Genomic DNA, 26,176 nt, shown 5'->3' with positions numbered 1-26,176 from the left:
CGTCCTACTAACCTTCTTTCCGTTTTGTCCCCTTTTTATTGATTGCAGGTGTAACGGTTCTGATATTTGGCGAGATAGCCAGCTTTTTTATTACATGGCTGTCTACGACTTAGGGGCTACTCTCCGCTTTTTTATGGTTCGGTACCTGATCCTTTTGATTGGGCCAAAAAAAGTGAGCCAGCAGCCTTTTTTGCTAGATGTAATCGCTCTTTACGGTTTACAGCATGATTTGGCAAGATATCAACACACCATCTTAGAGGCTACAATGGGACATGATTTTTAGAATTTCACGCTCATACACTGCGTTTTTTGCTGAGGACTGCCGTTTTAGGTAAGTTCATATGGCTTGGATCTATCGTAGGAAAAAAACGGAGAAGAAGTAGCCGAGGATGATAAAGATGAGAACTGAACAGCATAACACGAAAGAAAGAATACTGGTAGCCGCAGCCTCATTATTTTATTCACAGGGATATGATCGTACTACTGTGCGTCAAATTGCTGAGAAGGCTCAGGTTAACGTTGCTTTAATTTCTTACCATTTTCAAGGCAAGCAGGGAGTTTTGGAAAAGCTGATCAGCCACTACTATGATCATTTTTTCCAAATCGTACAGGAGCAATGGGAGAGGGAAAAGCCGCAGGATTCGATGGGACAGTTAGAAAAGATCGTAAGGTTATTTATTTTTTATCAACATGAACATGCGTTGGTAACTAGGCTAATTCAGCGGGAATTAAGTGTGGAATCCATGCTCGCACGAGAGGTAATGACCGTCTATATACATCAATTGAAGCATTGCTTTGCTACCGTGATAGAAGATGGGATACGGACAGGGGAGTTTCGAGGTGTCGGTGTCGATGCTGTTTTGATGAATCTTTCCAGTATTTTGACCTATCCATACCTGAATCCACAAATTGTCCGTGAAGTATATTATTTAGAACCGGGTTCTGCTGATTTTTGTGAATGGCTTGTCACCTCAAGCGTTCAATTTTTGCGTTCCCTCTTAGTACATACAAGTTGAATGAGAAACAAGTTGGTAAAGGGGTTGTCCAACCGTGAAAAAAAGGCTGTTGTTGTTATGTCTTGCCGGTACTCTTTGCTTTCACAATGTGGCAATGGCGTCTCCATTTCCGAAGAAGACGAGTGACATTGTACAAGACCAAGCAAAGATTTTTAAAAAAGATGAACGAAAAAATCTTGAAGAATCACTTAAACAAACACCAGGTAACTATAAGGTTGTTGTAGTCGAAAGTACAGAGCCAGAAGCAAAGTCTCCTGATGAGTATGCGCAGAAGCTCTATGCTGAGTATAAATTAGAAGAAGATTCCCTTTTAATGGTGTTGGACAAGCAAAAGAAGGATTTAGGTGTTTATGCCGGCCCTAAGCTTGTTCAACAAGGAGCAAAATCCGAGCTATTAAAGGGGAAATTGACCGCTTATTTCGATCCTTGGAAGAACACGGCTAAATTTGATCAGGGTATCTCTCAATTTGCCAAGGAAGTTCAGAGTGAATTGAGTAAATTGCCAAAGCCTGCGGAAACAGCAACTGCGACTGATGCAGATCCAAACATCGAATCTCAGGAAAATACATTGTTGAATTGGCTGCCGTGGTGGGTATTTGTTTTGGCAGGAGCTTTGTTTGTGGGACTCATTTATTTGATGATACTCACGATGCGTCGACGTACGCTTATGCGTGATATTGATGAACTAGAAGATTGGAAAGATGAATTGCTGGAAAAAATTGAAAAAATAGAAGTGGAAAAAAATAAGCGTCGCGTGTCAGGGGTGACTGAGGAACGCTATGTAGCCCTTGCAGCACGTAAGGAAAAACTGCTTGGAACCAGTATTCCCGATATCGAAATGTTGATTATAGAAGCGGATGAAGCTTGTGATCGTTTCCGTTTTAAAGTAGCCAATAACCTGATTCTTGAAGGCGAAACGATGCTCAATGACATTGAGGATGAACTAGAAGATCTTAAAAATGATACGACTCAGGTTGTACAAGCTAAAAATGAGAATAAGCAAGCGATACCAGAGCTTGAAAAGATGCTAGAACAGGTGGAACGAAAACTGTCTGATGTAAGATTGGAGTATGGCCTTTCCTTCCATGAATTAAAAACCGATTTAGATCGCATTGGCGACATGAAGGCAACAATTAAATCTGCTATTGCTAGTGGAGATAATGTCAAAGCGGCAGAAGTAGCTTTTGAAGCTCACTCTATTTTAAGAGAAACGAGCGACTTATTAGAACAGCTGCCTACCTATGTCAATCAAGTGCGTACTGAAATGAAAGAAGAGCTGCATCAGCTTGAACAGGATATCGAGACTGCATTAGGTGGTCAGTATGATCTGAACCAAACGGCGTTAGATGAGGAATTGCTACAAGTAAAACAATTGGTGACCTCTGCTGGGAATGCATTAGAAGAGGGCAATTTCCACATGCTGCAAACACATGTAAAAGCATTCGTCTTAAAGGTGGAATCGATTTACAGCAATCTGGAACAAGCCGTGCTTGGAGAAAAAGGGGAGGGGCTTACCGATCAGGCTCAGCCCGTAGAGTCCTCATCTACTCTAACACATGAGGATACCTTCAAAGAGCTTGCAGATGACCATCAAGAAGTCACTGCCGAGAATACAAGGGAAGGTATTCAGGAAAATGCCGAACGAAGCAATGAAGAACCGAGGGAAGAGACAGATCATCCTGCTACTCAACCTTCTGATGCGGCAGATACGACGGTAGCATACCGGGAAGCCGCGGTAAGTGAAACAATGACAGAGGACGCGCCTGCTGCAAAGCAAAGCGCCCCTGCTCCGCAAAGTGATCTGCAAAAGGGCCGTTCTCTTATAAATAGCAGGAAGCGGGGACAAGCGGACGGAGAAGAGCAGCATGAGTATGAGTTGGTCATGCCGAAAATTCCCAAACCAATGTCACAGGAATCTGAGAAGCTGGTTAAAATTGAGGAAAGACCATTTATTGAAACAGAAGATGATATTTTGGACGAAATGGAGCGTATCTCAGGCGAATTAATATGTATCCGACAGCGCATTAAGCGTAGTTACTTGCCGGGTGTACCAGATGACTTGAAAACAAAGTTTGATACTGTTGTCGGTCTATTAGGGCAAATTCAGCTACGAATGGAGAATACTCGATATGACATTCGTGAGGTTGCTTATTATCTGGAAGAGGCGCATGAACAGCTAATGGATACACATTACATGGCTGAAAATACTATTGCAGCTTGCCAATCAGCGGAGGGGGCTATTCAATACACGAATCGCTACCGACGCTTAAATCGTCAGGTAAATGAATTGCTAACAAAATCAGAACAAGCTTTCCGTCAGTTGTATTTTACCGAAGCCTACCAGTTGGCAGAAGAAGCTCGCCTGATTATTGAGGGTGATCATGAAGACGATGCAGGCGGGCGCTGGATGCTACGTAAGAAAAAAAGAGGAGAGCGTTAGTCGATGAATGATCCTATGCCGTATGTTTTGCTGGTAGCAGGCGTAGTAGTTGCCATCCAGCCTACAACCAAACGGTGGAAGCGACGCTTGAGCGCTCATTTCGCAGGTAACGAAAAACGCGTGAAGCAACGAGCGAATACGTTTTATCTGTTGGGTGTATCATGTGTGATACTGGGATGCTTTTTGCTACTGCGTACTTTAGTCAGCTAGCAAGAGGAATAGGTTTCACTAGACATAGGTTCGTCATGATAAGGGAAGGCACGTCTTTTTTAAAGGCGTGCTTTTTTTGTTGATGATGTGTAAAAAAAAAGAAGCGTCAACGATCGACGCTTCTAAAGATAAAGATAAAGGGAGTAGAGGTGTGAGAATCAGTAACCAACTACTTTTAGGGGGAGTAGGGTTCTGAGACGCTCTTCTGGGAGGAAGAGCAATTAGTAATATATTCCCCAATAAAATAGATCGTTAAACATGTATTCTAAAAAAATGTACGTCATCTACTATTTGTCTAAAAGTTGAGTAGACTCCCGATAACTAGCTTGATAAGGAGTATTGAGACGCATGTAGGCCTGCTACATAACCAGAAGAAAAGGCGATGGTTATGTTATATCCACCTGTATGTGCATGGACATCAAGAACTTCTCCAGCGAAGAATAGACCAGCAGCTTTTTTAGACTGCATTGTTTTCGGGTCTACTTCCTTAGTATGAATGCCACCGCCTGTAATAAAGGCTTCTTCCAGCGACAGGGTTCCAATGATTGTTAACGGAAATGATTTCAGAAGACGAGCGAAATTTTGCCATTTTTGTTTGTTGAGATGATTGAAGGTGGTTTCTTCTTCTAGCTCTGCTTTCTGCAAAAGAACAGGGATAAGCCTTTCCGGCACATAGCCCTTTAAAGCGTTTTTGATCGCTTTTTTCGGTTGTTCCTCACAAAGCTTCCAAGTTTCCTGGGAAATGATGTCGATTGAACGCCCAGGAAATAAATCAATTGTCAGTTGGAGGGGAACGGCGCCGAATTTACGCTGAGTAACGGATACATAATGCCCTAAACGTAGGACAGCCGGACCAGATACACCGAAATGAGTAAAGATCATATCTCCTTCCTGTGTAGTTACCCTCTTTCCTTTTGGATCAGTAAGGGTTAGTTCGACCTCACGTAAAGAGAGACCCTGTAACGTTTTTTGCTTAATGATCTCATCACTTGCTCGTAATGGTACCTCTGTTGGATATAGATCAGTAATGGTATGGCCTGCTGCTTTTGCCCACTTATAGCCATCACCGGTGGAGCCTGTTTGAGGAACAGAGCATCCGCCTGCTGCTATAATAACGGCCTTTGTCTTCAGAATCTCTCCGTTCTTTAATTCAACCCCTGTGCAGGCATCTTGTTCATACAGGACACGCTCTACCTCTGCATGCAGACGGATGTGAACTCCCTCCTGTTTTAACTGATTAACAAGAGCGTTGGCTACAGTAATAGCCTTATCTGTCGTTGGAAACATTCGACCACGATCTTCCTCTTTCAAGGAAACCCCTATTCCTTCAAAAAAGAAGATAATATCCTGATTGTTAAATTGGGCAAAGGCACTGTGCATAAAACGACCATTTCCCGGAATTTGTTTAATCAGTTCTTCTAACTCCTTAGCATTCGTGACATTACAGCGTCCGCCACCTGAAATGATCAGTTTGCGTCCTAGTTTTTCACCTTTTTCAAGCAAACAGACACTGGCTCCGTGCTTGGCTGCTGAATAGGCGGCCATAAGCCCCGCAGGACCGCCACCGATAACAATGCAATCAAATCTTTCTTTCTTCATGAAATGTTCATCCTTTTATTTACTGTATAGAGTAATAAGCACATTTTTCTCCATCATTACACAAGATGTGATAAGGAGATATTGACTGGGTAAACTAGATGTAAGTCAGATCAAGTATGCCAATACATTCAAAAAAGCCATTCTACATGGTTTCTACCAGCATTTTTCACAGTGGTACTCTTCAGGCTTCCCTTACTTACATGGTTGCATAAGTCTAACAGGTAGTCGATAATGGAAAAGTATACAGTTGTCTTTACATAGAATACAACAAAAAAGACTCAGTTTGGGAGGATCAAGGTAATGGCCGATCAATTTCAGTTGGATTTATGGAGAAAATTAACAGAAGCGCCTGGTGCTCCGGGATTTGAAGGACCTGTCCGCTCCATTATGAAAGAATATATCTCCTCTTATACAGAAGAAGTCACCTATGATAATATGGGAAGTATTTTTGGAGTGAAGCGCGGGGATGAACAAGGACCTCGTATTATGGTTGCAGGCCATATGGACGAAGTAGGGTTTATGGTAACCCAAATATCCGATAAAGGTTTTATTTCCTTTCAGCCATTAGGTGGTTGGTGGAGTCAGGTATTATTGGCCCAACGAGTTCAAATTATTACAGAAAATGGCCCGATTATCGGGGTAATTAGTTCCATTCCACCACATGTATTAAGTGAAGATATGCGCAATCGCCCAATGGATATGAAGAAAATGTATATTGATATCGGTTGTGATACGAAAGAGGAAGTTCTTAAGGCAGGGGTTAAACCAGGACATCCAATCCTGCCGATTTGCCCCTTTACCCAAATGGCTGACCCGAAAAAATTCATGGCAAAAGCTTGGGATAACCGTTATGGATGCGCCCTTTCATTAGAATTACTAAAAGAATTGCACGAAAATCCACAGCATCCTAACGTTATCTATGCAGGTGCTACCGTACAGGAAGAAGTCGGTTTACGTGGTGCAAAGACAGCGGCTCACATGATTGACCCTGACATGTTTATTGCATTAGATGCTAGCCCGGCTGGCGACATTCCTGGTGTGACAGATGGCATGGGTAAATTGGGGGATGGCTTATTATTACGTATTTTGGATCGTACAATGATTATGCAGCCAGGCTTACGTGATTTGTTAATTGATACATGCGAAGAACTAGGGATCAAATACCAATACTTTATTAGTCAGGGTGGGACTGATGCAGGGGCTGTCCATATGCATGGTAAAGGTGTTCCTTCAGTAGTTATTGGTATTCCGTCTCGTTACATTCATAGCCATGCATCCATCATGCATGAAGATGATTATCAAAATGCGAAAAAGCTATTGTTTGCTCTGGTTAAAAAGTTGGATTGGGCTACGCTTGAGGCTACTCGTCGCCGATAAGCGTATGTGAAAGGAAGCGTGATTTTCAATGAATGCCATCAAATTTTATCGCCATGAAACGGCTACAGATGCCGTACTGGAATATAATTTTTATGACCATAAATTTGCTCCAACGAATTTAGTGGTACGTAAGGTATTGATGGCTATGCTTCATTCTGTCCAAAATCGTCTTACTGATTTAGAGGTGGAGTATAACGACAATATGCTGGTGGAAAAAGTAGGGGGAAATGCAGCGAGTATTCTTACACTGCTGGGAGCTTCTACGGAAAATGTACAGAATAATTATCGGGGTGAAACGGTTGTAAGCCGCACTTTTACGGCAAAGATGACGCCTGAACGCTTTCAATATTTTTATGAACTAAAAGATGTTGGTGAGCTATCGCGGTTTGCTCTAAAAGAACAGCAATTAGATCGGATTGTCTCATATTTTAATCAATATTTGTTAGTAGTGATACCTCTTGAGGAGGAAAAACAATTTTTTGAACTGCTTCGGGCCATGCACGTTCCTTACCAGATCCAAGCAGTTCAGAAGTAGGCTGAAGATGTATTTCGTCACAGAAAGTATTGAATGCACAGCGTAGTATAATCTATGAATCAACTACAAGCTTTATGAGCATCCCTTTTTATTCTGTAGGAGTATTACAGGACAAAGAGGGGTGCTTTTTTGGCTGACATGCTAACGATTCAACTACGTACGAAGCAGGAAAGCCTCCATAGAAAATTAGGGACTCATTCCATCAAGGGAAATATCTTTCCTCATATAAAAAGGCTTCCACCTGCCTTACTACTTAGCAAGTGAAAGCCACTCAGAATTATGTGGAAGGACGATCTGGTCCTTCTAATTTTTTGTCACCAAAGCCCGGACGATCGTCTTGGGTTTTCTTTGGCTGTGTATTTGTTTCACTTCGTTCATTGGAGTTATTGGAAAAGCGTTTTTTATCCATATTCATCTTCTTATCATTCCTTTCAAGGTCTTATTATTCCCAAAACAAAAACCTGTACTCAGGCTTATATCTTTTGTATTCCTCAAGTATTGACTCATGAGCTTCATTTTCCATATGAAACAATAGAGAGCAAAACGGTGCTTTATCAAGAAGATTGGCTCCTTGCTGCTTATGATCATCTGTAGAAGAATTCATCGCGCACGCTCCTTTTTAGGGTGTAGAGAAGAGGAAGATTCTTTATTTTTATGACGGGCGTTAGCATAGATAGCAAAAGCGGTCAGAATGGCAACAGAAATTAATGTAATGATGCCGTACATATACCATGGTCGCATACTGCCTACGCCGCCAAGCGACTCAATCATATAGCCACCGAGCGCATTACCTAAAGCACCGCTAATCCCTGTGACTACATTGCCGATCCCATAATAAGCTCCCAATAAAGGAGGCTTAGCAAAGTGCCCAACTAAACTGTCGAATACAGGTACAGCCAGCATTTCACCAATAATAAACACAACGGCTGCTGCACTAAACGTCCAAAACTGATGAGTAAAGCCCATCGCGAATAGGCCAGCACCAAGGAACAAGGTACCACTGACCATTGCCCAATAAGGACTAATTTTTTCTAAGATATAACGGGCAATAACACCTTGAAATAGAACCACAAAGGTTGAATTAATCGTCCATATCAAGCCTACCTTGGCACCTGTCCCCATAATATGTTGTCCGCGTAATGGAACAACAAGCGGAAATTGAGCATATAACCCCCAAACCAGCAAAGATACCAGACAGAAAAACAAAAAGCTACGATGACCCAATAAACCTTTATACTGACTCCATGATAAGGAATCCTTTTTCGTTTTCTCCTGACGGGCTTTAGGTAAAGCAAATAGGAGAAAAAAGGTCAACAGAATATAAACACCTGCTGCATAAATGAAGACAATTCGATTCGTACTTAATGCAAGTAACGTAATCGTAAGACCCCCAATAATAATACCAATGTTGGCCGCGATTCCGCGCCAGGAAAATGCAGTTGTTCGATCTTCTTGTCCTACTACATCAGCTATCTTTGCTTTTATGGCAGGGGCTACTAACCCCATACCACTTCCATTAACGGCCGAAAATACCATAAAAAGCAGAAAGGTTTGGCTTACACTAAAACCAAACATAGCACCTGCTTGAATGGCTGCTCCACTTACCATGACAAGCTTGCGTGACACACGATCAGATAAAAATCCACCAACAAGACTTCCGATTTGGTACATTAAGCTAGCGATAGCAAGAATGAAACCAATTTGACTTGCATGCAAATGGCGTGCTTTTTCCAAAAAGATAGGAAAAATAGGGGTCACCAGAAAGATTGCGATATGCATAAAAAGAGCTGCAATCAACAGAAAGAGAAATGTGCGGTTACCAAGTAAGTGGCGTGCGGTGGCCAAGGTATTGTCCCTCCTCTCTCTTCTGATGTCAGACTTAGTATGTGAAAAGAGGGACGCCCTTTATTCGTAGCCCAAAATGCATGAAACTGGGCAAATGCCTAGAGACTTTTTGTAAACCGTGACATATCCCTATAAAAAGAGGCTAGTAGGAGGGAATTTTATGGGGAGTATTTTTAAATTAGGTGGTTTTGAGATGGTCATTGGAATCATCGTTGTCGTCTTTCTTATCTCCATCGTGTTGGATGATGGATTTGAATAAATAAAAGAGAGAGGTTTTATAAGCTTTCCTTTAGCGACAATCATATTTGGCTCTATTCGCGCGTAGGGTAGAGCATACGCAAAATTGGTACAAGTATGAAGCACAAGGAGCGTGAGAAAAGTGGCTCAAGTCATTTTAACGTTTTGTGTTGCTTATGGAATCGTGATTGGGGGATCAATACTAGGAGGCATGGGTGCTTTTTTTAGTGATCGAGCTCCGTTACTTGTCATGTCAGATCTAGCAATCCAGCTCAAAATTATGGGGCTGGTGGGAGCCCTTGGAGGAACATTTGACTCATTTTTACAAATTGAAAAATTATTTGTCGGCAATTTCTCACCTGTTTTAAAACAGCTCATTTATATTTTTGCAGCGTTTATCGGAGCGCATCTCGGAACGATTTCGATGCTATGGCTGACGCAGGGGAAAGCTTCATGACAACTCTACAAGAGGAGCGATTACCTAAAGTACGTCGATATCTTCGGTATATCAGCTTGTTTATTTTAGGAGGTGTCGCAGGAGGAGCGATATTTCTATTTTTATTTATTCAAAGAATGGAAGATCTAATGCTGGAGAACAAAAATTTATATGTATTAAATGATCGTCTCCAAAACGAAATGGATAATCTTAACGAGCTGCATAAAGTAGCACGAAAAAAGCAGAATGTCGTGATTGAAGATGTTGAGATCACCTTTTTAGGACAACGCCCGAACACCTTTGTCGAAGAAGAATTAAAGCATAGCCTAGAAAAAGACTTGGCCCAATTGAAAAGGAAAAAAGTGGAGCAAGTAGGCGAAATGCATGAAATATTGCATGAATTACTGCAAAAAAAAGAGTACATTATCCAAGGAAAGGTCATAGAGGTAAATATAAAAACCCTCGTTATTTCACGGGTTTTGCACTTATATGTAGTGGCTAAAGAGCAACCAAAAACAATCGGATAGCTTGTATATGGCTGTAAGAGAAAAATGCAACAAAACCCCAGCTTGTTCGTATATAGTTATAACAAAATAAGAAGGGCTTTGGAACGAGGGGGCATGGGGGATGTCGTTATTTAAAAAGATGATGGCGAGTGTAGGAATTGGAGCAGCTACTGTAGACACACGCCTTTTCAAGGAAACATTGCTTCCTGGTGAATTGGTAACAGGCGAGGTTCATATTACGGGAGGAGATATTCAGCAGGATATTGATGAGATTTATATTTATGTTATTACTCATTATGAACGAGAAAATAATCAAAACAAGACAAAAGAAGAATGTATCCTGTTAAAGCATCGTTTGACAGAACCCTTTAGCATTGAACCGCAGGAAACAAAGGTCTATTCGTTTTCATTTCCATTACCTTATGCAACGCCTTTGACGATAGGAAGACAACCGGTCTATTTACGTACAGGCCTAGATATAAAAAATGCAATTGATCCTGGTGACTCGGATTATATTGAGGTACAACCGCATCCGATGATGGGGAACGTATTAGAGGCACTCTCTACATTAGGATTTCAGTTGTATAAAGTAGATTGTGAATGGAATCGTCGGCTTGGTCAGCCTTATCCATTTGTACAAGAATTTGAATTTCGGCCACAAGGGCGGTTCCGTAAATATGTAGATGAACTGGAGCTCATTTTCTTTTTACAGGAAAATGAACTAGAGGTTCTGTTAGAGGTTGATAAACGTAAGCGCGGATTTGCAGGCATGCTGGAGGAAGCATTCGATATGGATGAGCGGTATGTGAGGCTGCGTTTAACTGAGCAGGATCAAAATAGACCAATTCGAGAGCTGACAGCATGGATTGAGCAGATGATTATGAAAAGCATTGGATAGGAAAAAAGCTAGTCGTAACTCCTTGGTATGAGATACAAGCTTGCTTCACACACTAGTCTTGATCTCATCCCAAGGAGTAGAGCATGGTATATATGATACGTAAAGGAGTAGCCTTGCTTATTGGCAGTGGATTACTTGCACTTGGAGTAAACGGTTTCATCATTCCGCATCAATTAATGGACGGCGGCTTGACCGGAATTGCTTTAATAATCAACTATATGGCGGGCTATAAAGTAGGGTTGGTCATGATCGTTATGAGTATTCCAATTTATCTATATGCTTGGTTTACAAAGCGATCTTATTTTTATGATAGTGTCAATGGATTGTTGCTTTCGTCCTTTTTGATTGATTTATTTTCGCCGTTGCAGCATGTCTCTGTATTTACCTCCTGTTCTCTATTATTCAGTAGTATTTTGGGAGGCTTGTTTATTGGCATGGGAATTGGGCTGTTACTTAGATTTAATACAACGACAGATGGATTTGATTTGGTGGCTAAGCTTCTATCTGATGTAATACGAATTAATATTGGGATTGTGATCTTTGTATTTGATATCATCATCTTGTTGATAGGCGCACTGCTAGGCGATACGCCCCATTATTTTTATTCTTTTTTAGCGATCATGATCGTATCAGGAATTACTTTTTTGTGGAATCGTCGTGGAATGATCCAGACAGAATAAGTTGAGATTGTTAGTCAGAAAAGCTTGGCAGATGCCAGGCTTTTTTTATTGAGTAACCCCGATTAAGTATCGATTTTCGTCTCAAAATGGTATGCCGTACACCGTCTGAAAAAATTTTTTTCGAATACGAGGTATCAAGGCACATTTTTCAGACAATACTGTGAGCATGAAACATTTAGAGGAGGAATTTTCCAAATGAATTTGTTAGAAAAAACGAGACGAATAAATGCGATGCTACAAAAGACGATGGGCGGAAACGGGGTATCATATCAGGATATTGCTAAATTGCTCTCTGATATCATCAATTCCAATATGTATATCATCACGGCAGATGGTCAGATTTTAGGAAGTGGTTTTGCACAAGAGATTTCGATTCAGGAAACAGGTCGTTTTACGAGCTTTTTACCTGAAAACTATAAGGAAAAATTATTAGAGATTCATTTCTCAGTAGCTAACGAGGCAGTTCACAGTAACTACAGCATGGTTCCTGCTGAGTGGAAAAATCTGTTCCCTCAAATGATGACCACCATCGTACCTATTAATGCAGGTGGCAGTCGATTAGGAACATTAGTATTAACTCGTGCATTTGGTGCTTTTGAGACGGACGATCTCATCCTAGCTGAGATTGGTGCAACTGTAGTTGGAATGAAAATTGTACGTCAGCGAACAGAACAGATTGAAAATGAAGTTCGTGATAAAACATTTGCTAAGATTGCTTTGTCTTCTCTTTCCTATAGTGAGCAAATTGCGATTGAAAAAATCATGGAGCAATTGGATGCTAAGGAAGGATTGCTGGTAGCTAGTCAATTAGCGGATCAGGCTGGATTGACCCGTTCTGTGATCGTTAATGCATTGCGTAAGCTTGCTAGTGCAGGAGTTCTTGAATCGCGTTCTCTTGGTATGAAGGGAACCTATATTAAGGTGCTAAATGATAAATTCCATTCTGAGTTAGAAAAATGGAAAACATCATAATCACATAAGCCAGTAGTAACGATTACCATGTTCTCCTTCCAGTTGTAAGGCATGCCTATTTCGGGCATGCCTTTTTTTATTATTTTTAATGTTTCATGTGAAACTTTACTGTATTAAAGAAATGATATCTACGTGTAGATAATACTAAATATTTTTACTTATTAAATTTTTATATTTAAAAAGTCGTATAATTATGATATTTTTTTATTAGGAGGTGTACAGCATGAAAGAGCTATGGAGAACTCCATCATTTCGTTGGTTCTGGCTTGGTATCTTTTTATCAGCTGTCGGAAATTCATTTGGATCGTTTGGGGTAAGCTGGTATTTATTACATCGAACAGGTTCTGGAGCGATTATGGGGACTTCTATTTTGTCCTATTATGTACCAGCTCTGATATCTGGATTAATAGCAGGCGTTTTATTGGATCGCATTGATCGAAGGAAACTCATTATTTTTGATAATGTGGCAAGAGGCTCTTTATATGGATTGCTTGTTTTTTTGCTGTCTTTACCAGCCGTACCAGTCGCTACCGTTTATATCATCATGGCCTTAGCTGGTATGTTGTCACCACTAAGCAGCACTGGTCAGCAAGCAATGCTCCCGAATTTAATTAAGGATAAGGAACTGCTCATTAAAGCAAATAGCGTGATGAGTGCGCAATGGCAGATTGTTTGGCTTTTTGGGCCTATGCTAGCCGGGTTAGCGGTTACGTTAATCGGACCGGCCAATGTCATTATTATCGATTCAATTAGTTTCTTTTTATGTGCAGCGTGCTTTTTACGAGTTTCCTATACATATAAGCCAAACTCAAACATATCAAGTCAGACAAAAAGAGAGGCGTTACTTCATTTTTGGAAAGATCTTGTGGTAGGTTATCGATATATAGGAACGAATTCGATGCTCCTTTCTCTGTTATTCTTTAGTCTGTTTTTTAATATGGGATATTCACCTGTAGAATTATTGCCTGTATATATACAGCAAGTATGGGGGATTGGAAAAGAGGCTTATCAAGGTTATATGCTTACAGCGATAGCGATCGGATCATTGGGTAGTTCGATGCTATTTATCGCCAAGAATTGGAAATACCCAATTGGAGTGACAGTCGGGGCGATTATTTGTTTGTGGGGTTTAGCTACATTCCCTCTAGGGTTTACGCAGCGCATGGAGATTGCTGTTGTGTGCTTCTTTGTTGGTGGGGTTGTTTTTGCTCCATTTAACGTATTAATTTCAACCTATATTCAAAAACAGGTGCCGAATGAGATTTTGGGGCGAGTTTTAACTGCCAATCGTTCCATCACAGGATTTGGTTTACCTGTTGGAAGTTTCTTATCCGGCCTCCTGGCTTCTTCATTAGGAATGGATCGTATCTTTGTTTATTGTGCCGTGCTATGTATGTTGGTTGGGATCATAGCGATGGTAAGGTTGCGAGCTTTACGATAATTTAGTATTATTTGCGATTCAGCAAGGGTGCCACTCGTTTCATAATAAAATCTGGTAATAAAGGATAAATGAGCGACAGTAGATGGAGACGCTTTGGTAGGGCTACCTCAAAGCGTTTCTGTTTTGTTGCTTTCATTATAGCTTTTGCCGTTTTTTCGGGAGATAGCAGGTAACCACTTACTTTTTGTTTATAGGTGCCTGTATTGTCTGCGTACATGAGAAATGGCGTATCAATCGGACCAGGTAAGGCACAGGTAACTGAGATGTGTGTAGCAGCTAGCTCATGTCGAAGTGACTCGCTGAATCTTATAACAGCGGCTTTTGTCGCAGCATATACAGCAGTTTTACCAGAAGCAACACGACCTGCTAGAGAAGCAATATTCACAATCCTAGCTTCTGATTGAGCGAGCATCATAGGCAGGAAAGCACGAGTCATATATAATGTGCCTAATAAATTTGATTCAATGGTCTGGTGAATCTCTTCCAGTGAATGATCTAAAAAGGGCTTAAATAAAGCAGAGCCTGCATTATTGATGAGAATATCGCAACGGCCAAAGCGAATCTTTATCCAAGCAGAAAAGGCTCTTACTGCTTCATTATCGGACAGGTCTAGTTTATAGATGTGAAGCATTGGGGGACGGTTCCATTCACGCTGGACTCTTTTTAGTTTCGTGTGATCTCTGCTTGTAATAACCACATGGTATCCCTCACGAATGTACTCCTTGGCAAGTGCCATCCCAAGTCCACCGGTACCGCCTGTAACAATTACTACTGGTTTACTCATAATGCTACTCATTCACCTCCTATAAAACATCCTACCATTAACGATATTCTATGTAAAAAAAACCTGAAGAGAAAGGTTATAAAAGTCCTTGTCTGGGTGCAGTATAGCCATAGGAGGTGACCAATATGCCAATTGTAAAATGCAGTGTAGCGAGTTGTACGTACTGGGGACAAGGAAACAATTGTAATGCTGATGCTATTATGGTGGACATTGATCCTCATGCAAACAAAGATTATGATGCTGAATTTGCAAACGAGTTCGATTATGATACCGAGCACCGTGATTATGCTACAACTTCTCGAGAAACCTGTTGTCATACGTTCAAGCCAAAGGCGTAATCGCTTCCTAGGTTGAAAGAATCCCCCTGCCGAAAGTGGGTTAGATTTTGGCAGGGGGATTCAATGTGTAGCGACAAAGAAAAAGGACGTAATCTCTGATCAGATACGTCATACTGCGGGGAAACTTTTATTTTCCTTAAATCGAATTTGATCGTACTGTACGAAAGTATTATAAAAGAAGATCGTTCTCACTTAGTAAGGTGCAGAGCGATCTTTTTTATTCTGTACAGTTGCTGATCAGTAGTGCGGTCTTATACCATTGCTTTGTCTTTTACGAACAGTGTAGAGAAGGCTGTGCATGCTTTTTTTCACTCTATAAAACTTGTTCAATTGGTTAAAAGCTTTCAGTAATAGAACTATCAGATTAACTAAAATGGTTCTGAAAAATCAATTTTTCTTAGGTAGTTACACTATTATTTTATGTGTAGTACAGAGATGGCCCTATCCTTTTATGGAAACACCGACAATTCAAGAATGGAATTGCCGATGTTTGAAGAGTGATAAGGAGTTAAGTAACTACAAATTCAATAATGATCGGTGTACCTGGATCGAGCGCATCGCCACCAGGAATTGTGATTGCTGTCGACGTGACAGAAGAAGTATCGGCTGTTTGAAGTACGGCATTTATATAAAGATTGTAGTAGGAAAATGATGCTGGAAATGCTGTTGCGGCCGCACCAGCGTCATTAGTGAAAACTGTTGATGCAATTGAAAATGTAGCGCCTGTACCTGTTCCAGCTCCTGCAGTAGACGCAAATCTTCTACCGGCAATAAAAGGTTTTGTAATCGCCATTTTACATGCACCTCCTCTCTATTATATTAAATGTAAGTAATTGAATAAAGGACAGGGCGGATCAATTGATCGCTCTGAATCATTTTTAGAGATTTACCTGAACCGTAAAATGAACAATTTCTACAATGATTGGACTTCCTAAAAAAATCGTGCCTCCCTTTGAATAGATAATAAGAGCATTTGGATTTACGACATATAGACTGCCTTCCTGCAATATCCCGTTGATGTATAAATTGTTATAGCTATTTTGCCCGAGTCCAATAAATTCTGTACTCAAGTTACCAAAATCATTAGTAAATTGAGTAGCGAGAATAACTGTAGGGGTAGTTAGTTCGATATCTGAGCTGGCGGTAAAAAAGTATCGATTAACAGTTGGGAAAATACTAATGGAATTGATGGATCCGGTAGGTCCCTGGGGTCCTGTAGGTCCTTGAGGTCCAGTGATGCCTTGGGGTCCAGTGATGCCTTGAGGTCCAGTGATGCCTTGAGGTCCAGTGATGCCTTGAGGTCCAGTGATGCCTTGAGGTCCAGTAACGCCTTGGGGTCCAGTGATGCCTTGGGGTCCAGTAACACCTTGGGGTCCAGTGATGCCTTGGGGTCCAGTAATCCCTTGAGGTCCAGTGATGCCTTGGGGTCCAGTAATCCCTTGAGGTCCAGTAATGCCTTGGGGTCCGGTGATGCCTTGGGGTCCAGTAACGCCTTGAGGTCCAGTGATGCCTTGGGGTCCAGTAATCCCTTGAGGTCCAGTAATGCCTTGGGGTCCGGTGATGCCTTGGGGTCCAGTAACGCCTTGAGGTCCAGTGATGCCTTGGGGTCCAGTGATCCCCTGAGGTCCAGTAATGCCCTGAGGTCCAGTAACGCCTTGAGGTCCAGTAACGCCTTGAGGTCCAGTAATGCCCTGAGGTCCAGTAACGCCTTGGGGTCCAGTAATCCCTTGAGGTCCTGTAGGTCCTTGAGGTCCTGTAGGTCCGCACTGAGGATAACATATAACTACTTTAGAAGGGCGACAAGTTACACAGACAGCTTTCTTACATCTTTTTCTTTGCTTATAATAAGTTTTATTTTTACATTTTCTTCTTGAATCATAGATTTCCAATGTAAGCCCCCCCTAATATTTTCCACTACTATTTATGCTACGTTTTTTACCTATTAGTGAGTTAGACTTTCAACTAATATCTGGTAGGTTGAAATCTATTTTTATGCATTTAGGCTAATTAGGGGGTGGTGTATCTGAATTTACGTTTAGCATCATAGAACAAGTACGATTGCTAATCAAGGAAAGTGTTGATTTACGTCTAAATGAAAATAAGATAAGAAGCTTAGGACAAGATAAGGCTTAAAAGGCCTACAAGCAACTTTTGTATGATTGAGTATTCAAAAAATATATTCCGGACAATGAAAAATCCGTACTTGATTGAGTTTACTCTGTATATCCGAAGAAAGCATATACGGGTAGCTGGTGCCCTTTTATGTAAAAAAATGTTATTTGTACCTTTCGTTTCAACTCTAATATTCATCTGATAATAGTATTATTTATAAAAGAGATGTGAAATTCAAATGTCAATAATTTTACCCCTAAGTGATGAATTTCCGCTTTCGTCATCGGGGATTTACATACCATTGATCTTATGCCAATAGTTGGATGGACGTTTACTTATAATGTTAATACTGATTTATTTAAGCCAATTCGTATGGATTATAAATCGTTTAGTGTAGATGGGACCAGGTCAACGGTTATTCGTCTAGTCAATAATGCCACTTCAGAAGGAACTCCAGTCTTTACTGATGTTTCTACAGATACAAGCGTTATGGAATTTGATACGGATGGTACAACTGTTTCAGACGGAAAAATTGTACTTTTAATTGCCCGTGGTAGGGTAGATTCAGGACAACTGGTTTTGGGAGAAATAGACATTGAGCTAAGTCCAGATGAAAGCTTGACAATTTCAGCAGCATCAGCAGCTTCTTCGGAAGTGAGCATAGCGGTGTCATGGCAAGAAATGTTTTAAATAAATGATAAACCAATTGCAATTATTAAACTGAGCAAATGCTTGATTGCGTGCAAATATTGTTTAATTCTTTTTTTATACGAATTTTTGCCTAATAGATAAAATATAGAAAAAATTTAATTAATATTAAGAGAAACGCAAAATACAGCTAATATGCTGAGTCGGTTGTCCATTACGAAACTAGTAAGGGTTGTATATGATAAATCAAGGAAACTCGAAAAGAGATTCCCACATATTGAAAAGGTGTGAAGAAAAATGGCAATTACCAAACCCTTTGTTACATCGAGAAGATTTGTGTCCACAGCAGGAGCTGGTACAGGAACAGGTGCGGCATTTGCAATTGCAGCTACAGCTTTTACAGATGATACTAATGCAGCGGCTACAGCATTCCCGTCATTTACCTATTACAATCTCTATATTAACGGTGTGCTTCAGTTAGCTAATGCCTCGACTGCTAGCACAACTACACTTGGTATTCCAGGAGGAGACACACTTGACCCCGGGGTACCAATTATCGTTGTTTTTGTTATAACCTAGTCCTGTAATTTTTTTAATACGGATCTTTGGAAGAGATATTGGATATTTGTCATTGGGCTTTTAGTGTTTTTTTATAAGAGGAAGAGCCCTAGGTAAATACCATCTGCGAGCGACTGCTTACATCATCTTTTATTAATAAATATAACCAAGATACCACCGCAGCCCATAATATCTCTGGATAAACGAGGTATCTTGTCATATAAAAAAGGTCGCCGAAATCTTTTCGACAACCTGACGTATCCCCTTAAAAGGTTACGTCTTTTTTATTTGGGAACTTTAAAGTAAATCAAATGCATTTTTCAAACCTACAGGGCTTGTTTCTCTACTAAAGTCAGGACATGCTCCACTTCCAGACGTCTAATAAAGGATTCCGCTTCATTCCAGTTCGTAATGCGATGGACTAAGGACGGAAGCTCACCTTGGTTATACGGTGTGTCAAACAATAGAACAGGGATGTTCAGTTCACTGGATAATTGTAAGGCATTTTCTAATCGATCCTCCATAAATAGATCAATGCCCCATGCTTTCGCGGCACGAACTTTATCATGACTGCCAACCAAATCGATATGATCATAAGGGATATGATGTTTAGCAAACCAAGCTTTGGTTACCTGCTTATCCTCTAAAGCTCTGGCACTGATATAAATAAGTTCATGAGTGAAGTGCCAGTTTTGCAAAATTTCGGAGGCGTTGCCATGTAGAAGAGAGTGGGAGTAGACCTCTTGGCTATTTTGTAAAAGCCAGGTAGTAAACTCTTCATCTGTGATTCCATATACATTCGCTAAATTATATTCAAAGCAATCTTGTAGTGTTAAATTTTTGCCAAAGGATCGATTCAAAAAAGGGACAATACTGCTAGGATCGGTAACTGTACCGTCAATATCAATACCAATTTTTAGTGATTTTTTGTTTGTCATCTCCTCGCCTCCTGAGTAAATTGTACACCGAAGACAGAGAATAAGGCTACTTCCTTCATTTCATCCTGATTAAAAAGGGGTTGGAGCACAGCATGGGTAACGATCAGAAACGACGTTTACGTGGTGAGCAGAAGGAAGCGAGGACTGCTCAAAGCCGCAGAGACAAAATTGATACTAAGTCGTATGATACGGAGCTAGCTCAGGATTCATGGATGCGGGCTTCGCTGGAGCCAGGCGCTACCCAAACGAAGGGGAATGTTGAATATAATCCTTTGACACATACGGAGCGCTATTCAGGCGATCAAAATCAGTCTGCACAAGCGGTGGCGAAATCTTCTCAGGTCAATAATAATGATTCCATGTCGTATCGAAATGATGTCTCAACAGAAACAGCTGCGGAAATCGCCGAGCCATACCGTCCGACACGGTTACGCAATGGCGATAATTCTAGCTTGCGAGAAGCAAGACAAGCTGAAGATAAGGATGGCAATTTAGTCCAAGGTAGCGGAATAGGAATGGTAGGAATAGGCTCATCCATCTTGTCCTTATTCCTGCTACCTTATGTTCTAGGCCCTCTGGGAATTGTGCTGGGATTCCTAGCTTATCGTCGTGAGGCAAGATCAATGGGGACGTGGGCAATGGTTATCGGAGCTCTTGCCTTTGTAGGAGCACTTTTAATTTATCCGTATTACTCTGCCCGGTAAATCATTATTATCGACAAAATAAAGCAAAGCGAGGGGCTGACTTGTAGGCATTAAACCTGCAAGGCTAGCCCCTCCTTTGTGTGAAATAAAGGGAAAATACGATAGAAAAGTGCTAATTTTGCAATTGATGCTGAGATCTTTATTATTTAGATTTGGACATGTGTAACTTCAATTCTTGCATTCGACTATGAAGACGTGGATCTTGAGAATAGCGAGGTATGTAGTCATCGATTATTCTCGTAATGGAAGAACAAAAAAATGATAGTAATAACCCGCCACTCATCTGACATACGTTTACCCAGTGAAAGATGAAAACTTTCAACAAACCCCGATCCTTGCCTATACGCCTATACCAAACAAGAGAGGATCAGGCAGTATGGATGCGATAACCGGCAAATTTGAAGAATAGTAGAAGATCAGAAAGCATCACCAAAGTCCTCATCCTATGTAGGGTGAGGACTTATTCTCAGCGATACAAAACGGACTCAAACGGTGTAAGAGCGGCGATTACCGCTTCTTTAAAAACATGAGCGCGAGTAATTTTACCATTTGTAAAAAGGCCGTATGCTCCCTCTTTGTGATTACTATTTCTAGTTCCTGATAACCTATCAATCACTTCGCGTAATTCCCTACCCGATCTTTTCATATCTTCTCCAATTTGATTAGGGATGGGAAAAGAAAGTCCTTTCCCAATATGTAAGGTCTCCCCATTCCAAGCGGCACAGATGGAGATTAGATACCACTGTTTCGTATAGATAGCATCAAAGGTCAGACCACCCTCTAGTCCGAAGCCTATCTCAGCATTAGGGACAGCCTCAAGGGCTAGCTTGGCTCGCGTAATGGCTCCTCTAATCGTTTCATCCTCAGATAAAGGCTGCTCAGCTACCCCAGAAGGCACACTAACACACTGAGGCTGAATATCAGTAGCTAAAAAGATGGCTTTCTTTTTAGCCTGATTCTGACTTCCTAAAGCAAGCGTTTTATACAATAGTTTTCACTCCCACCTTTTGCTTCTTGATTATTATAACAGGTTGGAAGTGTATCTATTAAACGTGCATGTTAAAGCTTATCGAATAGATTTCTTTAATAGAAACGAAACAAGCTGTAAAGAAGAAATCATGAACTACATCGCCTGTGATACAATGAGAAAAAATATCGGAATGGTGGGAGTCGGGAATGAGGTTTACGAAAATGCATGGGATAGGCAACGATTACGTATATGTCAATTGTTTTGAAGAGTCTCTCACGAATGTAGATTTGCCGGAACTTTCAAGAAGAGTAAGCCAGCAACACTTCGGAATCGGGGCAGACGGTTTAATTTTGATTATGCCTTCAACAATAGCAGATTTTCGGATGAGAGTATTTAATAACGATGGTAGCGAGGCCCGCAATTGTGGTAACGGACTACGTTGCGTGAGTAAGTATGTTTTTGACCATGGTTTAACCAAGGAGACATCCTTTACCATTGAAACAAATGGGGGTATTGTTACACCGGTTGTACATATAGGTGCGGATGGGAAAGTAGAGAAGGTGACAGTTGATATGGGAAAACCACGCTTATTGCGCGGACAAATCCCTATGGCGGGGGACCCCGATACGAAAGCGATTGGTGAACAGGTGCAAATCAACGGGCGGACCCTGACTTTCACAGCAGTTTCTATGGGGAATCCTCATGTAGTGATTCTTACGGATAAAATCTCCGAAGAAGAAGTAACAACCTATGGTCCATTACTAGAAAAGCATGCTTTATTTCCTGAAAGAGCGAACATTGAATTTATTTCCATAAATACACCTTCTGATATTACCTTTCGTGTATGGGAGCGGGGCTCTGGTGTAACACTTGCTTGCGGAACGGGAGCATGTGCTGCATTAGTAGCCGCTGTTTTAGAAGGAAAAGCAGAGCGAATGGCCACGATACATTTACTGGGAGGCGATTTGCAGATAGAATGGCGTGAGGCTGATCAGCATGTTTATATGACAGGTGCAGCCGCCGAGGTATTTGCAGGTGAGTATTTTGGAGCATTGCCGTTACTAGATCAATAGCATCCTTATTTTAGATAAAAGAGGGCAAAAAAGTGGTTATCTCCTTATCGTGTGAGTAACCACTTTTCCTATAGAAACTAGCCATTAGACATATGAGAATTTTCATGTTCATCTTTAGTTGTATACCTCTGTTAAGACATCGTGGGAGGTTTCATCATCAATATAGATTTGCTTTGATTTTTCTGCCTTTTCAACCTCTTGCTTTAGCTTTTGCAATTCATCCTCCATTTGTTTGATTTTTTCCATTACTGTCATGATTAGGTCCCCTTTCTAGTTGAATTTATTGATAATTCTAACAAGTATAAAGAAGTGTGTAAAGCAGCGATCTTTGTTGAAAACGTTTACAACTATGACTTAAATGTGAACGAGCGCTTGGTAGATTCATTCGACTGATGGTTAGGATAAGACAAGAAGCCGCTTTTTATACCAAAGGACGGCTAACGCTCTACAGCAATTACCAAGCCAAAGTAAAGAACTACAGCATGAAGGTAGTTGTAAAAACAAACAATATGGTATGATGTAAGACAGTTCGACCCAGATTTGAATTGTAGGAAGGGTGTCTTTGCCGTGATTTACCTGGATAACAGTGCCACGACCCAACCCCATCCGCAGGTGATTGACACCATGAAGCGGACTATGGAAGCATATTATGGGAATCCTTCTTCCTTGCATCGTTTGGGAGTAGAGGCAGAGAATGTTTTAAAACAGGCTCGTCAAATTGCTGCCCACGCTTTGCAAAAGAAACCAACAGAGATTTTCTTCACTTCCGGTGGCACGGAAAGTAACAATACAGCTATTAAAGGTGTAGCCATGCGTTATCGTGAGCGTGGTCGCCATATTATTACAAGCCAAATAGAGCATGCCTCTATTTTGGATGTTTGTAAACAGCTAGAGGAATTTGGCTACGATGTAACTTATCTTCCTGTTAATAAGGAAGGGAGAGTCTCCCTAGAAGATGTGAAACAGGCTATGCGCCCTGATACGATTCTTGTATCTATTATGCATGTCAATAATGAGTTAGGGACTATCCAACCGATTAATCAGATTGGTACATATCTGAAGCTGTTTCCTAAGGTTATCTTTCATGTCGATGCAGTACAAAGCTTTGGAAAGGTACCCCTTCGTATAAATGAGTGGGGAGTTGATTTGCTAAGCTTATCTGCTCACAAATTTCACGGTCCTCGTGGTGTTGGTATTCTTGTAAAACGTGAGAATATGCTGATTGAGCCTTTATTAAAAGGTGGAGGTCAGGAAAGTGGACTGCGTTCCGGTACGGAAAACATCCCCGGAATTGCAGGAATGGCAAAAGCCATGCGTTTAATTGAAGAGACGGCTACACAGGATATGTCAAGGCTAAAAGAGATGCAGCAACGTTTAAGAGACGGAATTCAACAGATTCCTGGATGTATAATTAATTCTCCTGAAACAGAAGCGGCACCTCATATCATAAATATTTCCGTGCTAGGGATGAAAGCCGAGGTTTTGTTACATGCCCTAGAAGCGGAAGGATTCTGTGTGTCTACTCGCTCCGCTTGCTCAGCTAAGTCTGATGAGCCAAGTCCAGTATTGGTAGCAACAGGAATGAGTCGCGAACAAGCCAAATCTTCTTTGCGAATAAGCCTAGGTAAACAAAATACCATGGATGACGTGGAGAAATTTTTAGTAGCGCTGCAAACATGCAAAAATCGCATTTTACCATATACAAAAGTGTAGAGGATGACAGCAATGAACTATGATGTAATTTTGATTCGCTATGGCGAATTAGCACTAAAAGGACGTAATCGAGATCAATTTGAAGATACGCTGATGAGAAATGTCCGAAATGTACTGGAGGTTCACCCATCCGTTGAGGTATATCGACGGTACGGGCGGATGTATGTCCAATTAAATGGAGAGAATGCCTACGAGGTAATGGAGAAGTTACAAGCAGTGTTTGGAATTACCTCCATTAGCCCAACGATTCAGGTTGAACAAACAGAAGAAGCTATTAAAGAAGGAACGCTTCGCTTGGTTCAGTCTCTGACCCCTGCTCCGCGTACCTTCCGTGTAGACACGCGCAGAGCTGATAAACGTTACCCAATGCCTTCGATGGATGTTAATCGAATGGTAGGGACTCATCTCCTACGAAATATTGAAGGACTCAAAGTAGACCTTCATCAGCCAGAAGCTTCTGTTAAGATTGAGATACGTACGGAAGGTACCTTTATTAGTAGTGAAACGCTACCATGTGCTGGGGGATTACCTGTAGGTGCTAGTGGAAAGGTCTTGCTTCTATTATCAGGTGGTATTGATAGTCCTGTCGCTGGCTGGATGACGATGAAGCGTGGTGTAAGATTAGAAGCTATTCATTTTCACAGCTACCCGTACACTAGCGAACGAGCTTTGGAAAAAGTGAAGGACTTAGCACAAAAACTGACTAAATGGGGTGGCTCCGTCCGCTTGCATACGGTGCCGTTCACAGTCATTCAAGAAGCAATCCGTGAACATTGCCCAGAGGAGTATAACATTACAATTATGCGCCGTTTTATGATGCGTATTGCTGAAAAAGTTGCGCAAAAACGAAAGGCTCTAGCACTTGCTACAGGGGAAAGCTTGGGACAAGTAGCTTCACAGACTCTAGAGAGCATGTATACGATTAATCATGTGGTCAAAATCCCGATCCTACGTCCGTTGGTTGCAATGGATAAGTCAGAGATTACGGAAATTGCTCGTAACATTGACACGTTTGATCTCTCTATTTTGCCATATGAGGATTGCTGCACGATTTTTACACCTAAGAACCCTGCTACTCGTCCCCGAGTAGAGCTAGCGGAGAGATATGAGCAGAAGCTTGATGTTGAAGCATTAGTAAATGACGCTGTTGCGCGTACAGAATTAGAAGAAATTACAGCAAAACCACGTGATGTTGTGACTGATTTATTTTAAATAAAAAAAGAGACCTTCCTAATTAGTAAAAGGAAGGTCTCTTTTCGTGTACATGAAAACGAGTGTTTATCATTTCAAGGTTAGTTGACCCTAATTTGCGTGGGAGGCGATATTATTGGGGTTCAATATTCTGATTAGAGTCACTGTGTGTAGGATGGGCTCCGGGATACTGCCGTGGTAATTCCTGATGTAGCTGTCTTGTTTCATAGGTAAATCGGGTGGTAGTAGAATGTTGACCTTTTTCCCAACCAGTTGCTTTTCCTAGCTTTTCTTCATTTGTGGCAGCACCAAAAGGGCCTTCTGGAAACTCTTCTTGTAAAATCTCGTTTCTTTGGGATTGAACAGTGGATAGTTCACTATAATCTTCGGCAGAATCCTTTATTTTTTTGTAGTAAGACATTGCTATGGTCTCCTTTTACTAGATGTTTATAAAATAGGATGTCCTTGTTTTATATAAGCTGTGCTTTTCTAGTAATGCCAATTTTTCCTTGACTAAAAGGATTGGGAAATGTATAGTATAGAACTGTTCTAAAGAAGATATTTATAAACAAATATGGTTTATATTGCAGTATGTGTTTAGTGTTGTTAAATAAAATCAGTTATATATGAAGGTGTTTTTAGTTAGCTTAAAAAAATCTTTTTAAAAAGTGTTGACTTAATAAAATGAATTGTGCTATATTAATAAACGTAGTCGCGAGCGAGTCGCTGAAAAAACGAAAAAGTTTTTTTGAGAAAGTACTTGCGAAGTGATGGGTGATATGATACAATGAATAAGCTTGTCTCGGTAATTTAATTTAGAGAGATGAGAATGATCTTTGAAAACTGAACAGTAAAATGTTTGATAGAAACACTAGCCAAGCAAGTTTTGAAGCTTTGATCAAGAACTACTTTAATGGAGAGTTTGATCCTGGCTCAGGACGAACGCTGGCGGCGT

At 40.9% G+C, this 26,176-nt stretch carries 29 protein-coding genes; 18 read left to right on the top strand and 11 right to left on the bottom strand.

All coding sequences use genetic code 11. The annotated features are described in order from the left end of the window. Positions 1-398 precede the first annotated feature (398 nt). From refZ to O0550_RS22915, 3 genes are read left to right on the top strand one after another with little or no spacing between them, the layout of a single operon-like run. Positions 399-1,016: a forespore capture DNA-binding protein RefZ gene (gene refZ, locus O0550_RS22925; protein WP_003334851.1), complete on the top strand. Its 618-nt coding sequence runs from the start codon at positions 399-401 to the stop codon at positions 1,014-1,016. A 34-nt stretch (positions 1,017-1,050) separates the two neighbouring features. Then, the gene (locus O0550_RS22920; RefSeq protein ID WP_258427299.1) at positions 1,051-3,456 is read left to right on the top strand and encodes a septation ring formation regulator EzrA; all 2,406 of its coding nucleotides are present in this window, start codon (positions 1,051-1,053) and stop codon (positions 3,454-3,456) included. Between the two features lie 3 nt (positions 3,457-3,459). Further along, positions 3,460-3,666, top strand: a complete 207-nt coding sequence (locus tag O0550_RS22915) for a hypothetical protein (protein WP_003334853.1) — start codon at positions 3,460-3,462, stop codon at positions 3,664-3,666. A gap of 321 nt (positions 3,667-3,987) precedes the next feature. Here O0550_RS22915 and O0550_RS22910 read toward each other — a convergent pair whose 3' ends face one another. Further along, positions 3,988-5,265, bottom strand: coding sequence for a BaiN/RdsA family NAD(P)/FAD-dependent oxidoreductase (locus O0550_RS22910; RefSeq protein WP_258427298.1), 1,278 nt, complete (start codon positions 5,263-5,265; stop codon positions 3,988-3,990). A gap of 300 nt (positions 5,266-5,565) precedes the next feature. Here O0550_RS22910 and O0550_RS22905 point away from each other — a divergent pair, with 300 nt between their 5' ends. Together O0550_RS22905 and O0550_RS22900 are read left to right on the top strand one after the other, a co-directional pair. Next, the gene (locus O0550_RS22905) at positions 5,566-6,642 is read left to right on the top strand and encodes a M42 family metallopeptidase (protein WP_035318668.1); all 1,077 of its coding nucleotides are present in this window, start codon (positions 5,566-5,568) and stop codon (positions 6,640-6,642) included. 28 nt (positions 6,643-6,670) lie between these two features. Beyond that, complete coding sequence (locus O0550_RS22900; protein WP_258427297.1) at positions 6,671-7,177, top strand: hypothetical protein; 507 nt, start codon at positions 6,671-6,673, stop codon at positions 7,175-7,177. A gap of 277 nt (positions 7,178-7,454) precedes the next feature. On the opposite strand, the gene O0550_RS22895 is transcribed toward O0550_RS22900, so the two are convergent. The 3 genes from O0550_RS22895 to O0550_RS22885 are packed head-to-tail and all read right to left on the bottom strand — an operon-like array spanning position 7,455 to position 9,022. Then, entirely contained in the window at positions 7,455-7,592 is a 138-nt protein-coding gene (locus tag O0550_RS22895) for a hypothetical protein (RefSeq protein WP_003334859.1), read from the bottom strand. Positions 7,593-7,619: 27 nt separating this feature from the next. Continuing rightward, the gene (locus tag O0550_RS22890) at positions 7,620-7,781 is read right to left on the bottom strand and encodes a hypothetical protein (RefSeq protein ID WP_022584925.1); all 162 of its coding nucleotides are present in this window, start codon (positions 7,779-7,781) and stop codon (positions 7,620-7,622) included. Next, positions 7,778-9,022 carry an MFS transporter gene (locus tag O0550_RS22885; protein ID WP_003334862.1) on the bottom strand — a complete coding sequence of 415 codons (1,245 nt, stop codon included), beginning with the start codon at positions 9,020-9,022 and terminating at the stop codon, positions 7,778-7,780. The genes O0550_RS22890 and O0550_RS22885 overlap by 4 nt, the downstream gene beginning before the upstream one ends. A gap of 379 nt (positions 9,023-9,401) precedes the next feature. Between O0550_RS22885 and O0550_RS22880 the strand changes: the two genes are divergently transcribed. From O0550_RS22880 to O0550_RS22855, 6 genes are all read left to right on the top strand, one after another. Then, entirely contained in the window at positions 9,402-9,716 is a 315-nt protein-coding gene (locus tag O0550_RS22880) for a YtrH family sporulation protein (RefSeq protein WP_003334864.1), read from the top strand. Then, complete coding sequence (locus tag O0550_RS22875; protein WP_003334865.1) at positions 9,713-10,222, top strand: sporulation membrane protein YtrI; 510 nt, start codon at positions 9,713-9,715, stop codon at positions 10,220-10,222. The genes O0550_RS22880 and O0550_RS22875 overlap by 4 nt, the downstream gene beginning before the upstream one ends. Before the next feature lie 100 nt (positions 10,223-10,322). After that, on the top strand, positions 10,323-11,099 hold the full coding sequence (locus tag O0550_RS22870) for a sporulation protein (RefSeq protein ID WP_258427296.1): 777 nt from the start codon (positions 10,323-10,325) through the stop codon (positions 11,097-11,099). 83 nt (positions 11,100-11,182) lie between these two features. Further along, entirely contained in the window at positions 11,183-11,779 is a 597-nt protein-coding gene (locus O0550_RS22865; protein ID WP_003334867.1) for a YitT family protein, read from the top strand. Between the two features lie 195 nt (positions 11,780-11,974). Continuing rightward, the gene (codY, locus tag O0550_RS22860) at positions 11,975-12,751 is read left to right on the top strand and encodes a GTP-sensing pleiotropic transcriptional regulator CodY (protein ID WP_003334868.1); all 777 of its coding nucleotides are present in this window, start codon (positions 11,975-11,977) and stop codon (positions 12,749-12,751) included. A 223-nt stretch (positions 12,752-12,974) separates the two neighbouring features. Next, positions 12,975-14,192: an MFS transporter gene (locus O0550_RS22855; RefSeq protein WP_258427295.1), complete on the top strand. Its 1,218-nt coding sequence runs from the start codon at positions 12,975-12,977 to the stop codon at positions 14,190-14,192. Positions 14,193-14,199: 7 nt separating this feature from the next. On the opposite strand, the gene O0550_RS22850 is transcribed toward O0550_RS22855, so the two are convergent. After that, a complete protein-coding gene (locus O0550_RS22850; RefSeq protein ID WP_096887594.1) occupies positions 14,200-14,976 on the bottom strand; it encodes an SDR family NAD(P)-dependent oxidoreductase in 777 nt (258 codons plus the stop codon). Positions 14,977-15,101: 125 nt separating this feature from the next. Here O0550_RS22850 and O0550_RS22845 point away from each other — a divergent pair, with 125 nt between their 5' ends. After that, complete coding sequence (locus tag O0550_RS22845; protein WP_003342558.1) at positions 15,102-15,314, top strand: DUF1540 domain-containing protein; 213 nt, start codon at positions 15,102-15,104, stop codon at positions 15,312-15,314. 508 nt (positions 15,315-15,822) lie between these two features. Here the strand turns inward: O0550_RS22845 and O0550_RS22840 are convergent. Both O0550_RS22840 and O0550_RS24445 read right to left on the bottom strand, forming a co-directional pair. Further along, positions 15,823-16,107 (bottom strand): DUF4183 domain-containing protein, encoded by a 285-nt coding sequence (locus tag O0550_RS22840; RefSeq protein ID WP_003342561.1) that lies wholly within the window; start codon positions 16,105-16,107, stop codon positions 15,823-15,825. Between the two features lie 85 nt (positions 16,108-16,192). Beyond that, on the bottom strand, positions 16,193-17,095 hold the full coding sequence (locus tag O0550_RS24445; protein WP_396125777.1) for a DUF4183 domain-containing protein: 903 nt from the start codon (positions 17,093-17,095) through the stop codon (positions 16,193-16,195). Positions 17,096-17,735: 640 nt separating this feature from the next. On the opposite strand from O0550_RS24445, the gene O0550_RS22825 reads away from it, so the two are divergent. Together O0550_RS22825 and O0550_RS22820 are read left to right on the top strand one after the other, a co-directional pair. Then, entirely contained in the window at positions 17,736-18,116 is a 381-nt protein-coding gene (locus O0550_RS22825; RefSeq protein ID WP_258427294.1) for a hypothetical protein, read from the top strand. A 255-nt stretch (positions 18,117-18,371) separates the two neighbouring features. Continuing rightward, the gene (locus tag O0550_RS22820) at positions 18,372-18,653 is read left to right on the top strand and encodes a DUF4183 domain-containing protein (protein WP_003346211.1); all 282 of its coding nucleotides are present in this window, start codon (positions 18,372-18,374) and stop codon (positions 18,651-18,653) included. 305 nt (positions 18,654-18,958) lie between these two features. Here the strand turns inward: O0550_RS22820 and O0550_RS22815 are convergent, their stop codons facing one another. Further along, positions 18,959-19,570 carry a 5' nucleotidase, NT5C type gene (locus O0550_RS22815; RefSeq protein ID WP_003346212.1) on the bottom strand — a complete coding sequence of 204 codons (612 nt, stop codon included), beginning with the start codon at positions 19,568-19,570 and terminating at the stop codon, positions 18,959-18,961. A gap of 92 nt (positions 19,571-19,662) precedes the next feature. Here O0550_RS22815 and O0550_RS22810 point away from each other — a divergent pair, with 92 nt between their 5' ends. After that, the gene (locus O0550_RS22810) at positions 19,663-20,274 is read left to right on the top strand and encodes a sulfite exporter TauE/SafE family protein (RefSeq protein ID WP_003338664.1); all 612 of its coding nucleotides are present in this window, start codon (positions 19,663-19,665) and stop codon (positions 20,272-20,274) included. Positions 20,275-20,740: 466 nt separating this feature from the next. Here O0550_RS22810 and O0550_RS22805 read toward each other — a convergent pair whose 3' ends face one another. Beyond that, complete coding sequence (locus tag O0550_RS22805) at positions 20,741-21,262, bottom strand: DUF84 family protein (protein ID WP_258427293.1); 522 nt, start codon at positions 21,260-21,262, stop codon at positions 20,741-20,743. 188 nt (positions 21,263-21,450) lie between these two features. Between O0550_RS22805 and dapF the strand changes: the two genes are divergently transcribed. Further along, positions 21,451-22,317 carry a diaminopimelate epimerase gene (gene dapF, locus O0550_RS22800; protein WP_035319364.1) on the top strand — a complete coding sequence of 289 codons (867 nt, stop codon included), beginning with the start codon at positions 21,451-21,453 and terminating at the stop codon, positions 22,315-22,317. A 114-nt stretch (positions 22,318-22,431) separates the two neighbouring features. Here the strand turns inward: dapF and O0550_RS22795 are convergent, their stop codons facing one another. Then, positions 22,432-22,572 carry a hypothetical protein gene (locus tag O0550_RS22795; RefSeq protein WP_003338667.1) on the bottom strand — a complete coding sequence of 47 codons (141 nt, stop codon included), beginning with the start codon at positions 22,570-22,572 and terminating at the stop codon, positions 22,432-22,434. A 312-nt stretch (positions 22,573-22,884) separates the two neighbouring features. Here O0550_RS22795 and O0550_RS22790 point away from each other — a divergent pair, with 312 nt between their 5' ends. Together O0550_RS22790 and thiI are read left to right on the top strand one after the other, a co-directional pair. Continuing rightward, a complete protein-coding gene (locus O0550_RS22790) occupies positions 22,885-24,030 on the top strand; it encodes a cysteine desulfurase family protein (protein ID WP_258427291.1) in 1,146 nt (381 codons plus the stop codon). 12 nt (positions 24,031-24,042) lie between these two features. After that, complete coding sequence (gene thiI, locus O0550_RS22785) at positions 24,043-25,242, top strand: tRNA uracil 4-sulfurtransferase ThiI (protein ID WP_068793590.1); 1,200 nt, start codon at positions 24,043-24,045, stop codon at positions 25,240-25,242. A gap of 112 nt (positions 25,243-25,354) precedes the next feature. On the opposite strand, the gene O0550_RS22780 is transcribed toward thiI, so the two are convergent. Then, positions 25,355-25,642 (bottom strand): hypothetical protein, encoded by a 288-nt coding sequence (locus O0550_RS22780; RefSeq protein WP_258420020.1) that lies wholly within the window; start codon positions 25,640-25,642, stop codon positions 25,355-25,357. Between the last annotated feature and the right edge of the window lie 534 nt (positions 25,643-26,176).

Source organism: Brevibacillus halotolerans (genome assembly GCF_026891775.1).
GTDB classification, from domain to species: domain Bacteria; phylum Bacillota; class Bacilli; order Brevibacillales; family Brevibacillaceae; genus Brevibacillus_B; species Brevibacillus_B halotolerans.
This window is presented reverse-complemented; position numbering and strand designations above follow the sequence as displayed.

Bases quoted from the DNA above. Each gene is read 5' to 3' on its own strand.
- O0550_RS22905 (WP_035318668.1), top strand. From the start codon at position 5,566: ATGGCCGATCAATTTCAGTTGGATTTATGGAGAAAATTAACAGAAGCG.
- O0550_RS22845 (WP_003342558.1), top strand. From the start codon at position 15,102: ATGCCAATTGTAAAATGCAGTGTAGCGAGTTGTACGTACTGGGGACAA.
- O0550_RS22795 (WP_003338667.1), bottom strand. From the start codon at position 22,572: ATGACAGTAATGGAAAAAATCAAACAAATGGAGGATGAATTGCAAAAG.
- O0550_RS22900 (WP_258427297.1), top strand. From the start codon at position 6,671: ATGAATGCCATCAAATTTTATCGCCATGAAACGGCTACAGATGCCGTA.
- codY (WP_003334868.1), top strand. From the start codon at position 11,975: ATGAATTTGTTAGAAAAAACGAGACGAATAAATGCGATGCTACAAAAG.
- thiI (WP_068793590.1), top strand. From the start codon at position 24,043: ATGAACTATGATGTAATTTTGATTCGCTATGGCGAATTAGCACTAAAA.
- O0550_RS22865 (WP_003334867.1), top strand. From the start codon at position 11,183: ATGGTATATATGATACGTAAAGGAGTAGCCTTGCTTATTGGCAGTGGA.
- O0550_RS22780 (WP_258420020.1), bottom strand. From the start codon at position 25,642: ATGTCTTACTACAAAAAAATAAAGGATTCTGCCGAAGATTATAGTGAA.
- O0550_RS22910 (WP_258427298.1), bottom strand. From the start codon at position 5,265: ATGAAGAAAGAAAGATTTGATTGCATTGTTATCGGTGGCGGTCCTGCG.
- O0550_RS22840 (WP_003342561.1), bottom strand. From the start codon at position 16,107: ATGGCGATTACAAAACCTTTTATTGCCGGTAGAAGATTTGCGTCTACT.
- O0550_RS22895 (WP_003334859.1), bottom strand. From the start codon at position 7,592: ATGAATATGGATAAAAAACGCTTTTCCAATAACTCCAATGAACGAAGT.
- O0550_RS22810 (WP_003338664.1), top strand. From the start codon at position 19,663: ATGGGTAACGATCAGAAACGACGTTTACGTGGTGAGCAGAAGGAAGCG.
- refZ (WP_003334851.1), top strand. From the start codon at position 399: ATGAGAACTGAACAGCATAACACGAAAGAAAGAATACTGGTAGCCGCA.
- O0550_RS22855 (WP_258427295.1), top strand. From the start codon at position 12,975: ATGAAAGAGCTATGGAGAACTCCATCATTTCGTTGGTTCTGGCTTGGT.
- dapF (WP_035319364.1), top strand. From the start codon at position 21,451: ATGAGGTTTACGAAAATGCATGGGATAGGCAACGATTACGTATATGTC.
- O0550_RS22870 (WP_258427296.1), top strand. From the start codon at position 10,323: ATGTCGTTATTTAAAAAGATGATGGCGAGTGTAGGAATTGGAGCAGCT.
- O0550_RS22820 (WP_003346211.1), top strand. From the start codon at position 18,372: ATGGCAATTACCAAACCCTTTGTTACATCGAGAAGATTTGTGTCCACA.
- O0550_RS22890 (WP_022584925.1), bottom strand. From the start codon at position 7,781: ATGAATTCTTCTACAGATGATCATAAGCAGCAAGGAGCCAATCTTCTT.
- O0550_RS22825 (WP_258427294.1), top strand. From the start codon at position 17,736: ATGCCAATAGTTGGATGGACGTTTACTTATAATGTTAATACTGATTTA.
- O0550_RS22915 (WP_003334853.1), top strand. From the start codon at position 3,460: ATGAATGATCCTATGCCGTATGTTTTGCTGGTAGCAGGCGTAGTAGTT.
- O0550_RS22815 (WP_003346212.1), bottom strand. From the start codon at position 19,570: ATGACAAACAAAAAATCACTAAAAATTGGTATTGATATTGACGGTACA.
- O0550_RS22875 (WP_003334865.1), top strand. From the start codon at position 9,713: ATGACAACTCTACAAGAGGAGCGATTACCTAAAGTACGTCGATATCTT.
- O0550_RS22850 (WP_096887594.1), bottom strand. From the start codon at position 14,976: ATGAGTAAACCAGTAGTAATTGTTACAGGCGGTACCGGTGGACTTGGG.